13 protein-coding genes and 1 pseudogene are annotated in these 13,674 nt (G+C 33.9%); 7 read left to right on the top strand and 7 right to left on the bottom strand.

Going from position 1 to position 13,674, the window contains the following annotated elements:
* Nucleotides 1-211 (bottom strand): annotated as a pseudogene (locus BM227_RS11170) (IS1380-like element ISSlsp1 family transposase); the annotation flags it as partial.
* A gap of 189 nt (nt 212-400) precedes the next feature.
* On the opposite strand from BM227_RS11170, the gene BM227_RS11165 reads away from it, so the two are divergent.
* Nucleotides 401-1,195: an EI24 domain-containing protein gene (locus tag BM227_RS11165; RefSeq protein WP_177202050.1), complete on the top strand. Its 795-nt coding sequence runs from the start codon at nt 401-403 to the stop codon at nt 1,193-1,195.
* Nucleotides 1,196-1,242: 47 nt separating this feature from the next.
* Here BM227_RS11165 and hcp read toward each other — a convergent pair whose 3' ends face one another.
* The 5 genes from hcp to BM227_RS11140 form a co-directional block, all read right to left on the bottom strand.
* The gene (hcp, locus tag BM227_RS11160; protein ID WP_092913930.1) at nt 1,243-2,559 is read right to left on the bottom strand and encodes a hydroxylamine reductase; all 1,317 of its coding nucleotides are present in this window, start codon (nt 2,557-2,559) and stop codon (nt 1,243-1,245) included.
* A gap of 72 nt (nt 2,560-2,631) precedes the next feature.
* Nucleotides 2,632-3,279 carry a Crp/Fnr family transcriptional regulator gene (locus tag BM227_RS11155; protein ID WP_218147954.1) on the bottom strand — a complete coding sequence of 216 codons (648 nt, stop codon included), beginning with the start codon at nt 3,277-3,279 and terminating at the stop codon, nt 2,632-2,634.
* Nucleotides 3,279-3,989 carry a c-type cytochrome gene (locus BM227_RS11150; protein ID WP_092913927.1) on the bottom strand — a complete coding sequence of 237 codons (711 nt, stop codon included), beginning with the start codon at nt 3,987-3,989 and terminating at the stop codon, nt 3,279-3,281. Before BM227_RS11150 ends, BM227_RS11155 begins: the two co-directional genes overlap by 1 nt.
* Complete coding sequence (locus tag BM227_RS11145) at nt 3,980-4,336, bottom strand: NifB/NifX family molybdenum-iron cluster-binding protein (protein ID WP_218147953.1); 357 nt, start codon at nt 4,334-4,336, stop codon at nt 3,980-3,982. The genes BM227_RS11150 and BM227_RS11145 overlap by 10 nt, the downstream gene beginning before the upstream one ends.
* Nucleotides 4,311-4,682, bottom strand: a complete 372-nt coding sequence (locus BM227_RS11140) for a DUF134 domain-containing protein (RefSeq protein WP_218147952.1) — start codon at nt 4,680-4,682, stop codon at nt 4,311-4,313. Before BM227_RS11140 ends, BM227_RS11145 begins: the two co-directional genes overlap by 26 nt.
* Before the next feature lie 87 nt (nt 4,683-4,769).
* Here BM227_RS11140 and BM227_RS11135 point away from each other — a divergent pair, with 87 nt between their 5' ends.
* From BM227_RS11135 to BM227_RS11110, 6 genes are all read left to right on the top strand, one after another.
* Nucleotides 4,770-6,323, top strand: coding sequence for a type I restriction-modification system subunit M (locus BM227_RS11135; RefSeq protein ID WP_092913922.1), 1,554 nt, complete (start codon nt 4,770-4,772; stop codon nt 6,321-6,323).
* Nucleotides 6,323-7,492 (top strand): restriction endonuclease subunit S, encoded by a 1,170-nt coding sequence (locus BM227_RS11130; protein ID WP_092913920.1) that lies wholly within the window; start codon nt 6,323-6,325, stop codon nt 7,490-7,492. Before BM227_RS11135 ends, BM227_RS11130 begins: the two co-directional genes overlap by 1 nt.
* A 52-nt stretch (nt 7,493-7,544) precedes the next feature.
* Entirely contained in the window at nt 7,545-9,014 is a 1,470-nt protein-coding gene (locus tag BM227_RS11125; protein WP_092913919.1) for an ATP-binding protein, read from the top strand.
* 245 nt (nt 9,015-9,259) lie between these two features.
* Entirely contained in the window at nt 9,260-11,260 is a 2,001-nt protein-coding gene (locus BM227_RS11120; RefSeq protein WP_092913917.1) for a type I restriction endonuclease subunit R, read from the top strand.
* Between the two features lie 36 nt (nt 11,261-11,296).
* Nucleotides 11,297-12,253, top strand: a complete 957-nt coding sequence (locus BM227_RS11115; RefSeq protein ID WP_092913915.1) for a type I restriction enzyme endonuclease domain-containing protein — start codon at nt 11,297-11,299, stop codon at nt 12,251-12,253.
* A complete protein-coding gene (locus BM227_RS11110; RefSeq protein ID WP_092913913.1) occupies nt 12,250-12,945 on the top strand; it encodes a M48 family metallopeptidase in 696 nt (231 codons plus the stop codon). Before BM227_RS11115 ends, BM227_RS11110 begins: the two co-directional genes overlap by 4 nt.
* Before the next feature lie 39 nt (nt 12,946-12,984).
* On the opposite strand, the gene BM227_RS11105 is transcribed toward BM227_RS11110, so the two are convergent.
* The gene (locus BM227_RS11105) at nt 12,985-13,335 is read right to left on the bottom strand and encodes a dehydroquinate synthase/iron-containing alcohol dehydrogenase family protein (RefSeq protein ID WP_281244330.1); all 351 of its coding nucleotides are present in this window, start codon (nt 13,333-13,335) and stop codon (nt 12,985-12,987) included.
* Nucleotides 13,336-13,674 lie beyond the last annotated feature (339 nt).

The raw sequence follows: 13,674 nt of genomic DNA, 5'->3' as shown, positions 1-13,674 counted from the left end.
CACGACCACTGCTGTGAAGCATTAGAATCAAAGGATATATGAACTCAAATGGATCGTACCCATTTGGATGTTTAGCCAAGGGAATGTTTGTATTACAAAGGTGTTCAAGATTCATACCTTTTAGGTATTCACCAAATATTGCTACACCTGCTCTTGGTGTTAATTTCTCATTTGTTGTTTCAATATCAAAGCTTAATATAGTTTGTGGCATAATTTCCTTCCGTGTTTGAAAAAGTTACACCCATTGGGTGAAAGTTTTAGGTGTAACTTTTTCGTTTGTAAATACCTAATTATAGAGCAATTTGGCTTGTTGTCTAATTTGGTATGGATTTATTGGGGTATAATATAGAAGATAAAAGTGATGATGATACAATTATAATAGAACCACAGGAAAATGAGAATGACTCAAAAGATACAAAATAGATATACAGAAGGCTCTCTTTTAGCCAAGGCTTTTTCAGACTTTTTAACAACAAAATTTTTAACACTTACAACAGCACCGTTTATTATAACGATGCTTGTATCCTTTATTTTTCTCTACTACCTTTCGGGTGAGTTTTTTGATATGTTAAATATAGCTGCACAAATAGCGGAAAATCCGGATGTAGCACAAACACAAAATGAGATGGCTCAATTTGCAAAAGAGTATCCTATCTTTTCTGCAATAGCTGGAAGTTTTCTTTTTAAAGCAATAGCCGGAACACTTTTTTATGTAATTGGTGGAGGATTTGCAGTTCTTATTTCAGTTATTTTAGCTGTAATTATCATAGGTTTTTTTACTCCATATATAGTTGCTGAGGTACAAAAAAGACACTACCCAACAATTGAACGTAAAGCTACTGTACCAATAACAGACTACATCGTTTTTATGCTTAAAAAGTTTGCACTTTTTTTACTCTTTTTCTTTGTATCACTTCCATTTTATTTTATACCTCTTATTAACATTGTTGCAGTTAACGCTCCATTCTATTTTCTATTTCATTCACTTTTAACACGTGATGTTGCAGGTGAGATTTTTGACAAAGATGAGATGAAAACCATTTTTAAAAGAGCAAAGTGGCGTATAGCTGCAACAACTTTCATACTTTATCTGCTTTCGCTGATTCCAGGTGTTGGAATCTTCGGGCAGGTCTTTTTTGTAATTACGCTTGCTCACCAGTTTTTTATAGAAGCAGAACATATAAGAAAACAGTAGTTTGAAGCATATTATTTGAAAGGTTTTCAGAGAGTAGGGGGAAAACCCTACTTCTCAAGTAATACTTTTAAATCCTCTTTTGCATTTCCTGTATAGTGCAGATTGAAAGTATCAATTAGAAAATTTACAATATCATCATTTAAAAATTGTGGTGGTTTTGGTCCAAGATATATATTTTTGATTCCTAAGCTAAATAGTGCTAATAGTATGATTACAGCTTTTTGCTCCATCCAGCTAAGAACTATGGCTACTGGTAAATCATTGATTGGAATATTTAAAGCTTCACTTAATGCTTTTGCTATTTCTACTGCACCATTTGAGTCGTTACACTGACCAAGATCCAAATATCTTGGAATTTCTGTTCCTTCGATCTCTCCAAAGTCGATGTCGTTAAATCTGAATTTACCACAGCTAGAAGTGATGATTACACAATCTTTTGGTAAATTTACTGCCATTTCCCTATAGTAGTTTCCAGCTTTACCTGGTGCGTCACAACCAGCAATTACAAAGAATTTTCTTATTTTTCCCTCTTTAATAGCTTCTAAAATTTTTGGAGCAAGAGTTAAAATAGTTTTATAGTGGTGACCTGTAGTTAGAGTTGTATCTGCGTGCATATTTGTATCTTCACATTGAAGTGTTCTTTCAATCAACTCATCAAAATTGTCATCTATGATTGGTGTAGCCCCCTCAATTCCTACAATTTTGTAAGTAAATACTCTATCTACATAGTCAGCATTTTTAGCAGGAGGGATTATGCAGTTTGTATTTACTACAAATGTACCTTTGAACTTTTTCATCAAATCAACTTGATCAAACCAAGCTTTTCCAACATTTCCTTTTAGGTGAGGATACTTTCTTAATTCAGGGTAGCCGTGTGCCGGTAACATCTCTGAGTGGGTGTAGACATTGATCCCTTTATCTTTTGTTGCTTCTAAAAGTGCTTTAAGCATCTCTAAATTGTGTCCACTAACAAGAATTGCTTTACCTTCAACTCTGTTTTGAGGAATGACAACCGGAGTAGGAATTCCAAATTTGTTAGTATGTGCGTTTGACAGTCGATCCATAACTTTAACACCGGCACTTCCAACTTTCATAAGCTGTTTAATGTGGTCATCAAAATTGAAGTTGACATTTGTAAGGGTGAAATATAGCGTTTCAGCTATAACATCATCAATATCTTTTACTTGTTCAGGTGCTAGCTCATTTAAGTGTTCTCTATATGCGCTTAACCCTTTAAGACCATAAATCATTGTATCTTGAAGATTTGACAAAGTTTCATCTTTACCACAAGTTCCTACAGTTTGACCATTGCTACCACAACCATTTGGCATACTCATTTCACATTGATTACAAAACATACTCATTATATTCCCCCTAGCAGTTGATTTTAGGAGCAGAAGTTTAGCTTAGGGGGAAAGAAGTGTCATTAACATAGGTTAAGAGAACTCTTTTTTTAACCGTTCTCTATTTGCAGTGAATTTATTGTTATGAGTCTCTATAAGCTTTTCATCTTTAAATCTCTTTAAAATTCTTGAAAGTGTAACAGGGGTGATATTTAAATATTCTGCAATTTTATGGTGTTTGATCTTATTTAAACACTCTTCATTGTCATATATAAACTTTGCTACTCTTTGTGATGCATCTAAAATTAGATTATTAGATATAACCTTTTCCAAATTCATAACTTTGTTTGCCATAGATTTTAAGATTACAGGTGCAATGGTGGGGTGAAAAAGAAACTTTTTTTCAAACTCTTTGAAATTTATCAATAACACTGTAGAAGGGCAGGTAGCTTTGGCAGATGCAGGAAAGTTGATTCCATTGTAGTTAGATACTTCAGCTATAAAAGAGAATGGTATAAACTTTTTTAGAATGATCTCTTTCCCTTTTGAGTTTACTTTATAAACCTCTATTTCGCCATCAATTACAATATGCAGAGTTTTACTTTCATCACCTTCATAGAAAAGAACCTCCTCTTTCTCTAATCTTTTAACAGAAGAGATCTCTTGCAAAGAGAGAAGTTCACTGCTATTTAATTTATTGAATATAGGTATCGATTTAAGTAGTTCAATATCTAGTTTCATCATTTTTTAAGCGATAAAATCCATTCAGCCATAGACTTAGCTTCTGAATCTTTTAAATCTTTAAATGGTGGCATAGAGAGTTTGAACCCTTCCCATTTTCCACGACTTCCATTTTTTATGCTTTTACTAAGCTCATCAATTTGATTTACGTTATACCGTTTAGCAATAGTTTTAAAAGAGGGAGCAATTTTCTCTTTTTCAATATCGTGACAGCTTAGACAGTTTTTTTGTTCTATTACACGCTTATGGGTTGGAAGTGCTGCAAGTCTTGCCTGCTCTTGCATAAGTTTCATAAATTTTTCCGGATCATAATGATCATACATATATCTGGCAATCGCCTGTAACTCATCTTTTGATACTTTTCCCTTTTGTGAAGGCATTACGCCATAATCTTCTAAACTCTTTTTATCGCAAAAAGATTTTTCAGCAGATGGGTTTAGTGCATAGTCGGTTACAAAGTCTATGAACTTTTGCTTTTTTTCAGAAGGGTTGTTTACCTTCATAAAATCTCTTATATGAAATGTAACAGCCATCATAGGCGGAGCTTTCTCATCTGGAGATGTCTTTGGAGGCATATCTAAGTTATGACAGCTTGAGCATTTCTCTAAAAGAAGACTTTGGGCATTAAGTTTTTGTTTTGGCTTTGAGTCTGTACAACCTATAACGAGTAGAGTTATAGATAGAAAGAGAGAGGTTTTTGCTAAAGACACTTTAACTCTCCGATTGCATCTTCAATAGTTTGAGCTTGAGTTAAACAGGGTTTAATCCCCAGATCAATAAGGTTCATTTTCATTCCTTCTCCCATCTGCTTTGCTATAAATATATCTGCACCCTCTTTGGCTAAAAACTTTGGTAACTCTTTTCCTGTTTTTAAGTGTCTTCCACCTGATGGATTTTTTTCTAATTTGATATTATTATCTTTTATCTTTTCCATAATTGGGTTGGGTATGATTTTAATTAAATTACCTTTAGGAAACTCATAAAAAGCTATATTTTTAGCTAAAGCTATATGGTTTGAGACACTTTTACCACTATTTGTTACTACTGCTACTATCATCATCTACCTCTTTAATCATAAGAATTTTACCATTCAAAATGGCATCGGTCACTTTTTTTCTAGCCTCTGTAACTATGCGTGAAAATGTAGATCGTGAAATGTTCATTCTCTGTGCCGCCTCTTCTTGATACAACCCCTCATAGTCAGCTAATCTTAAACTTTCTATCTCGTCATATCTTAACACTACACGGTCTAAAAGACATCCACGTCTGCCACACGGTTTAAAACATAGAGTTTCAGGCTCAAACTCGATGTTTCTGGCTCTATTTCTTCGTCCTCTTCTCCTCATCTTCTCTCCTTTTATGAGAATATGTTCAAAACTTTTAAACTGAATTATATTGCACATATGTTCATTTTGTCAAGTTTTAGATACCTATATTTTTATCTATTCTATAAAATGATATAATGAACAGAATTTATTAAAAGGTTATCGATGCCAGAAAAACTAGATCTAGAGACATTAGAATCTTGGTTATGGGATTCTGCAAATATTATGCGAGGACATATCGATAGCTCTGATTTTAAAAACTACATCTTTGGACTTCTCTTTTTAAAACGTGCGAATGATCAATTTTTTGAAGAGGCTAAAATTGCGGCTGAGCAAGAGGGTATCTCACTTGAAGAAGCAATAGAAGATGAAGATTTTCATAGATTTTACATACCTGAGATTGCTTGGTGGAGCAATATTACTAAAAAGACAGAGAATATTGGTCAAGCTATAGATCAAGCTTTTAGTGCCATTGAGGAGGCAAACCCTGCATTAGAGGGTGTTATGACTACGGTACACTTTGGAGATAGTGAAAAACTACCAGATGTCCTCCTTGCACGACTTCTGAACCATTTTAACAAATACTCTCTTGCTAATAGTGACCTTGAAAACCCTGACATACTTGGAAATGCTTATGAGTACCTCATTCGTGAGTTTGCAGATGCTGGCGGTAAGAAAGGCGGTGAGTTTTATACCCCTAAAGAGGTAGTACAACTTTTAGTGCAACTCATAAAGCCTGAAGCAGGTAATAGCATTTATGACCCAACATGCGGATCAGGTGGTATGCTGATAGAGTCAGCCAAATATATTGCTAAAAATGGCGGTATGATCGGAGAATTTGTGGATTGTACCCTAAAAGGGCAAGAGAAAAATCTTGGTACGTGGGCAATCTGTAAAATCAATATGATTGTGCATAACTTTAAAGATAGTGATATTCGCAAGGGTGATACGCTTGGAAGCCCTAAACACATTGTAAACGGTGAATTAGAGACATTTGACAGAGTAATAGCCAATCCACCCTTTAGCCTAAAAAAGTGGTGGGAAGCTGCCGAAGCTGACCTGCAAACCGACGCAAAGGGTAAACCGATCACTCCAAAATATAACCAAGTGGTATCGGACGAGTATGGTCGTTTTAAATATGGCATACCACCAAGAGGTTATGGAGATTTTGCATTTTTACAACACATGATAAGTGTGCTGAAACAGAGTGGAAAAATGGGAATCATCCTACCTCACGGTGTTCTGTTTCGTGGAAGCAGTGAGGGGAAAATCCGTAAAGGGATACTCAAAGATGATCTGATAGAAGCGATCATCGGACTGCCTGAAAAACTCTTTTACAATACAGGCATACCTGCATGCATAATCATCATAAACAAGTCAAAACCTAAGCATTTAAAAAACAGAGTTATCTTTATAGATGCTTCAAAAGAGTATAAAGAGGGAAAAAACCAAAACACTCTAACACCTGAGAATATCTCTAAAATCGTCAATGCTTATGATGCTCTTAAAGATATCGATAAGTTTATGCGTATTGTCGATATGCGTGAGATTGAAGAGAATGATTATAATCTCAATATCGCTCGCTACATCGATACAAGCGAAGAGGAAGAGATCGTTGACATAGAAGCGGTTTTGGGTCGCATAAAAGAGTTAGAGGCTAAAGAGAAAGAGATCGATAGTAAGTTAAATGGATATTTGAGAGAGTTGGGGTTTGTGTGATGAAGAAGTTGCCAGAGGGGTGGAGAGAGGTTAGACTTGAGGAAATATGTGAAGTTAATATGGGACAATCCCCAAAATCTGAAACATATAATGAAAATAATATTGGATTACCATTAATACAAGGCAATGCAGATATAAAGAATAGAAAAACTTTACCTAGGGTATATACTTCTGAACCAACTAAGCAGTGTGATATTGGAGATATTATTATGACGGTAAGAGCACCTGTTGGAGCTATTGCCAAATCATATCATAATGCTTGTATTGGTAGAGGAGTTTGTGCATTAAAACCTAAAGAGAATAATGATTTTTTATATCATTTTTTAGTTAATTATGAAGATAAGTGGGATAAATTATCTCAAGGTTCTACTTTTACGGCAGTAAATGGAAATGATATAAAAAATATTAAGATACTATATCCACCCCTTGAAGAACAAAAGAAAATAGCTGAAATTCTTAGTACAGTCGATCAAAAAATCGATTTTGTTGATAAGCAGATAGAGGAGACTGAAACTCTCAAAAAAGGGTTAATGCAAAAGCTTTTAACCCAAGGTATTGGGCATAGTGAGTTTAAAGATAGTGAGATTGGTAGGATTCCTAAAAGTTGGGAGGTCAGTAAATTAGAAAATCACGTTAAAATCATTAGTGGTCAGTCTCCTTCTAAATTTATTTTTGATGGCGGTAGATATAAGTTTTTTAAAGTAAATCAACTTAATTTTTGTGAAAAGTATTTGAGTGAAAGTGAATATTCATATAATACTTCAAATTATGAAAATTTAAAAGTAGGTACAATAATTTTTCCTAAAAGAGGAGCTGCAATATTTACTAATAAGGTTAGAATATTAAAAACTGAAGGTTTTATTGATACAAATTTAATGGGATTAATTACAAAGAAAACTCTTAATAGTGAGTTTTTATATTATTTATTAGTAATGTTTGAACTTTCCAATATAGCTGATACTTCTAGTATTCCACAAATTAATAATAAACATATCAATCCTCTTAAATTTCCCTTTCCACCTATTGAAGAGCAAAAACAAATAGCAGAAATTTTATCAACAGTTGACCAAAAAATCGAAAACCTAAAAGCCAAAAAAGAAGCTTTTGAAGAACTAAAAAAAGGTCTAATGCAAAAACTACTAACTGGAGAAGTGAGGGTAAAAGTATGAAGTTTGATGTATTTTGTGCTATTCTTAATCATTATTGGCAGAAGGATAGTTGATGAGTGTAGATAGAAGTGATGAGTTTATAATTTCACTTATACAAGAGTTACTAAAACAACCAAATGAAACAGAATGGTTAGAGTTTAAACACAATAATAAAACCCCTCAATTAATAGGAGAGTATATTAGTGCTTTATCAAATTCAGCAGCATTAAATGGAAAAACAAATGCTTATATGGTATGGGGTATTGATGATAAAACACATAAAATTCTTGGTACAACTTTTAAACCATCTGTTACAAAAAATGGAGGTGAAGCATTAGAAAATTGGCTTTTAAGATTGCTTGAACCAAAAATTGATTTTAAATTCTATGAGGTTAAAATTGATGATAATGATGTAGTTCTTCTTGAAATTGCACCAGCATATAGACATCCTGTTAGATTTAATGGAGTTGAATATATCAGATTAAGTTCTCATAAGAAAAAATTAAAAGAATTGCCAGAAAAAGAGAGAGAATTATGGAGGGTTTTTGACAAAATTCCTTTTGAAAAACAAGTTGCTGTAGATAATTTAGATGAAAGTGAAGTTTTAGGGTATTTGGAATATGTATCTTATTTCGATTTGATTGGTTTACCTTTACCTGAAAATAGAAAGGCAATAATTGAAAGTTTGGAAAGTAATGAACTCATTTGTAAATCCCAAAATGGAAAATATAGTATAACAAATCTTGGAGCTATTCTTTTTGCAAAAGATTTATATAGTTTTAATCATTTAAGAAGAAAGGCTATAAGAGTAATACAATATAAAGACAACTCAAAACTAGAAACTATAAAAGAAAAGGAAATAAGAAAAGGTTATGCTGTTGGCTTTGAAGGACTTATAGAATATATTAATAGTATTTTACCTTCAAATGAAGTGATAGGAAAGGCTTTTAGAAAAACTATTCAAATGTATCCTGAACTTTCTATTAGAGAATTAGTAGCTAATGCTATTATACATCAAGATTTTTCTCAAACAGGAAATTCTGTAATGATAGAAATATATTCTAACCGTATAGAAATAACTAATCCAGGGGAACCCCTTGTGGATACAGATAGATTTTTAGATACTCCACCAAAATCAAGAAATGAAATTTTAGCTTCTTTTATGAGAAGAATAAATATTTGTGAAGAAAGAGGTAGTGGAGTTGATAAAGTTGTAGCAGAAACTGAACTTTATCAACTTCCAGCTCCAATATTTAGGGCTACAAATGGATATACTATAAGTATATTATTTGCTCATAAAGAGCTAAAGGATATGAATAGATTAGATAGGGTAAGAGCTTGTTATTTGCATTGCTGTTTAAGATATATACAAAATGATTTTATGACCAATACATCTTTAAGAGAAAGATTTGGTATAGAAGTTAAAAATCGTTCAATGGTTTCAAAAATTATAAATGAAACTATAAAAGACGGTAAAATAGTTATATATGACGATACGGTTGGAACAAAAGCAAGAGAATATATACCAAGTTGGGCAAAATAATGAAAATATTTAACTATTGTTTAATAAATTTGCTTCACCGTTGCTTCATAAATAATCTATATTTTCAAAGTTGTGAAAGTTAAAAACCCTTATTCTAGGGAATTAGGATTTGAAAATTTGCTTCATCGTTGCTTCACCGTTACTCATTTCATATTTTTCATATAATTAAATTATTTAAGTTAAATTTTTATATTATGACAAAAATATGTCGAAAAAATGGCAAAACTTCAACATAAGTAGGAATCATGAGCCAAAACAGACCCGAATATTCACAAAGTGAACTGCCGGCAATTGAGCTATTTCAAAAGTTGGGGTATGACTATTTTGATGGGGCGAAAGATGATCTTAGAAGCTCTATTAGTGAAGTGATTTTAGAAGATAGATTAAGAACATCACTTACAAAGATAAACCCTTGGCTTGGCGGTAACAGTTTAGAAAGGGTGGTTCGTCAGCTCAAAAACATTCAAGCCTCTTCACTTATGGAAGCCAATCAAGCTCTGTTTGAACTCATCACAAAAAAAGATGCTATCACTGAAAAGCCAACCCCCAATTCTCACCCGCAACCTGTGTTTGTCATTGATTATGACAATATAGAGAATAATGACTTTTTGGTTGTCAATCAGATGAAATATAAAGGGGTAGGCAACAACTCGATTCCTGATGTCGTGGTTTATGTGAATGGTCTGCCTCTTGCTGTGATAGAGGCAAAATCTCCAAAAGTGCATATATCGGAAGCTATAAGTGATTTAGAGTATTATCAAAACAACTCGCCTAAACTTTTTTACTATAATCAAATATGCGTAGGAATCAATAAGGCTCAAGCACTTTATGGAACGATTGGGGCATCTTATCAACACTACTCAAAGTTTAAAGCAGACTCCCTTGAAGACATAAGCAAGTTAGTTAACAGAATGCCAACGGCTCAAGATATACTCATCTACTCATTTTTTCAAAAGAGTGTTTTACTGGACATCATAAGAAACTTTACAATCTTTGAGGTTGATCAAGGGCGAACGATTAAAAAACTACCACGCTATCAACAACTTAGAGCGGTCAATAAAATACTCCATAAACTAAAAACAGAACAGAAAGGCGGTGTTGTCTGGCATACAACAGGAAGCGGTAAGTCGATCTCTATGGTCTATCTTGCTATAAAACTTCGACGAGAAGAGAGTGGGTTTGACAATCCAACGATTTTAGTTGTGACTGATAGGGTAGATTTGGATAATCAGATAAGCTCAACATTTAGACGAGCAGGCTTTCCTAACACCAAACAGGCTGTAAGCATTGCCCATCTTAAAGAAGAGCTTAGAGATAATTACGGTAAAACCGTTATGACAACAATTCATAAGTTTCAAGAGAAGGCTGAAGAGAGAGTTGATCCAAAAGATGTTGAGGTTTTAAGCGATAAAGAGAATATCTTTGTTTTGGTTGATGAGGCACATAGAACGCAAGGGGGAATGATTGCTGGGTATATGAGGGCATCTCTTCCAAATGCAAAATTCATCGCTTTTACCGGTACGCCGATAGACAAAGAGAGTAAATCAACTCTAAGAGAGTTCTATGGCGGAGATTACATAGACAAATACACTATAAAACAATCGGTTGAAGATGGTAACACTTTGGCGATCAAGTACCAAACAGGCATGCCAAAGTTTTTCATAGAAAAAGAGCTTATGAATAGAGAGTTTGGTGCTGTATTTGAGGGAGTTAGTGACCAAAAAATCGAATATCTTACACGAAAAGGCTCAAGTTTAGATACCTTTATGACGGCAAGAAGAAGGGTTGAAGAGATTGCTAAAGATATTATTAGACACTATAAAGAGAAGATCTATCCCAATGGTTTTAAAGCGATGCTTGTCTGTCATAACCGCACGCAAGCAATTGCATACCAAAAGGCATTTTTAGAGCTTAAAGAGCAGGGGTTAAATCCGTTTGAGTCTAAAGTGGTTATGAGTTTTAACCATAAAAAAGACCCACAAGAGTTTATAGATTTGGCAACTCCGGAAGATAAAATTAAAGAGACGATAGAGAACTTCAAACTTCCTTTTGGTGATGAGTCTGACAAATCCCTTAGTGGCAAACAGCAGTATGACAATACCGCTATTTTGATAGTAAGCGATATGCTGTTAACCGGTTATGATGCTCCGATTGTTCAATGTATGTATATAGATAAAATTTTAAAAGAGCATAACCTTCTTCAAGCGATTTCAAGGGTCAATAGAACGGCAAACGGTAAAGAGTAAGGGCTTATTGTTGATTATGCCGGAATTACTGAGTATTTGGCTGAAGCGATTAGAATCTTTAGCGATGATTTGGAAGTTAGTGATGTTATGACAAACATAGAACAGGAAAAGACCATTTTAGAAAATAGGCACGCTAAAATGGTGGCTTTCTTTAGAGATATAAAAATCGATCGCTTTAAAAATAGAGATAAGTATATAGAGGCTTCTGTTTTATACTTAGAGCCTGAAAATTTACGAGACAGGTTTATTGAGCTTCTAAAACTCTTTAACAAATCTATGGATATGGTACTTCCCGATCCATTTGCTGTAGCATATGAGTATGATTTGAAACTTTTTAATGCTATTAAGCTTGAAGCTATCCATACGCATGCACCTGAAAAGCTCTTTGTAACCAAAGAGGAGAGTAAGAAGATTCAAAAGATCATAGATGAACACTTAAGAGCTGAAGGAGTCCACTATCTGCTTGATGAGGCTATTGATATAACTGACTCAAAACGGTTTGAAGAGGAGCTTGCAAACAAGAGCGGTAAAACGAAAGAGTTGATCATAAAAAACCGTATTAAAAAGATGATTCAGGCAAACAAAAAAGAGAATCCTGAATTTTATCAAGATATTGCAAAAAGGCTTGAAGAGCTTATAAAAGCAAGGGAAGAGGAGCGAATGAGTCAGGCGCAACTCTTTTTGGAGTTTGATAAAATTATGGAAGATATTCAAACTTTAAAAGAGGAGTGGAAGCGTTTAGGGCTTCGTTCCTCTGAAGAGTTCCCAGTCTATAAGAGTTTAGAGAGAGTTGTTGAGAATCCAAAAGATTTTACGCTTACTCTATTTGATAGGATAGCTATCTATCTGAAGAAGAAGGATTGGAGAGAGCATGATGACATTAAAAAAGAGATTCGTAAAAATATCAAGTCACTGTTAAGGAGTGAAAATATCGATAAAGAGGCTTTAAAAACGCTTCCTATAACAATCTTAGATATTTTAGAGAATCAATGAGAGTAGAGTACGGAACAGAAACGATAGAGTTTAAAATCACAAGAAGTAAAAAAGCAAAAAATACATACATAACCGTTGATAGAGATAATGGTGTTGTTGTAAAAGCTCCTGAGGGAGTTTTAGATGATGAGATAGCTTCAATGGTTAAATCGAAAGCCAAATGGATCGTTCAAAAGCTTGAAGAGGTTGGCTCTGAAGTTGAACATGGCGAAATTGTTACAGGGTCACGACTCTTCTATCTTGGAAAGAGCTACTATGTGGAGATAATCCGGCAGAATCGCAAAGATATAGAGGTGACTTTTATTCACTCTAAGTTTAAAATCTATACCCCCAAGCACTATAATCAAATAGAGCTAAATGAAGCGATAGATAGGTTTTATAAACAAAAAGCTGAAGAGAAGATTACCAAGCTGGTTAAAAAGTTTAGTGCTACTATGAAACTATACCCTGAATATGTAGGGTTTAGAAAAAGTAAGACAAAATGGGGCAGTTGTTCCCAAAGAGATCGAATAACCTTTAATCCGGAAGTGATGAAACTCTCATCTTCATTGATCGAATATGTCGTTATTCATGAACTTGCCCATATAGCCTATAAAAACCACTCCAAAGAGTTTTGGAAGTTGATTAAAAAGTATATGAGTGACTATACAGAGAAAGAGAAACAGTTAAGAGTTTTTGAGAAGAAGGTATAATCAAATTCAGGAGGAAAAACTCCTCCTATTATAAATAAATTACATTGCCTGTCTAAAGATCTCAATAATATCATCTTTATTGGCTTTACGGGGGTTAGTTAAACCACAAGCATCTTTTAGCGCATTTTCTGCCAATATTGGTAAATCGCTCTCTTTTACATTTAACTCTTTCAAACCGGAAGGAATGCCTACATCTTGTGCTAATCTTTGAATAGCTTTTAAAGCTTTGTCAGCAGCTTCCATTGTCGATAGACCATTTACATTTTCACCCATTGCAATGGCAATATCTACAAATCGTTCAGGACAGGCGATCATATTAAATCTTTCAACGTGTGGAAGTAGTATTGCATTGCAAACACCATGTGGAAGATCATAAAAACCTCCTCGTATAATACATTTATAGAAATAATTTAGAGATTTTCATCCAAAAAGGATTGAAAAATTAACTCTAAATTATTACTATCAAGAATGAAGAAATTAGACTTCAGATCTTTAACTTAATCACAGTCTAACCAAAGAGCTAAAAAGTCTTTTTATACCCCCTGTGACTTCTTTAAGCTTAGTTTGCTTAAGGAGATCACTTAATTTAGCTTGACTGTCTCTTTGGTGATAATCACTGATTAAAAGTTGCAATGATGCTTTTGCATCAATTGCTCATTGATTACGAGGCTGTGATGCCCTTTGGGCAACCAAAGAGAGATACGAGAGGAGCTTATATGAGATACTTTG

Source organism: Hydrogenimonas thermophila (assembly GCF_900115615.1).
Taxonomy (GTDB): Bacteria; Campylobacterota; Campylobacteria; order Campylobacterales; family Hydrogenimonadaceae; genus Hydrogenimonas; species Hydrogenimonas thermophila.
This window is presented reverse-complemented; position numbering and strand designations above follow the sequence as displayed.

Coding starts and splice junctions, on each gene's coding strand:
- BM227_RS11120 (WP_092913917.1), top strand. CDS start 9,260: ATGAGCCAAAACAGACCCGAATATTCACAAAGTGAACTGCCGGCAATT.
- BM227_RS11110 (WP_092913913.1), top strand. CDS start 12,250: ATGAGAGTAGAGTACGGAACAGAAACGATAGAGTTTAAAATCACAAGA.
- BM227_RS11165 (WP_177202050.1), top strand. CDS start 401: ATGACTCAAAAGATACAAAATAGATATACAGAAGGCTCTCTTTTAGCC.
- BM227_RS11145 (WP_218147953.1), bottom strand. CDS start 4,336: ATGATAGTAGCAGTAGTAACAAATAGTGGTAAAAGTGTCTCAAACCAT.
- BM227_RS11140 (WP_218147952.1), bottom strand. CDS start 4,682: ATGTGCAATATAATTCAGTTTAAAAGTTTTGAACATATTCTCATAAAA.
- BM227_RS11135 (WP_092913922.1), top strand. CDS start 4,770: ATGCCAGAAAAACTAGATCTAGAGACATTAGAATCTTGGTTATGGGAT.
- BM227_RS11130 (WP_092913920.1), top strand. CDS start 6,323: ATGAAGAAGTTGCCAGAGGGGTGGAGAGAGGTTAGACTTGAGGAAATA.
- hcp (WP_092913930.1), bottom strand. CDS start 2,559: ATGAGTATGTTTTGTAATCAATGTGAAATGAGTATGCCAAATGGTTGT.
- BM227_RS11155 (WP_218147954.1), bottom strand. CDS start 3,279: ATGAAACTAGATATTGAACTACTTAAATCGATACCTATATTCAATAAA.
- BM227_RS11125 (WP_092913919.1), top strand. CDS start 7,545: ATGAGTGTAGATAGAAGTGATGAGTTTATAATTTCACTTATACAAGAG.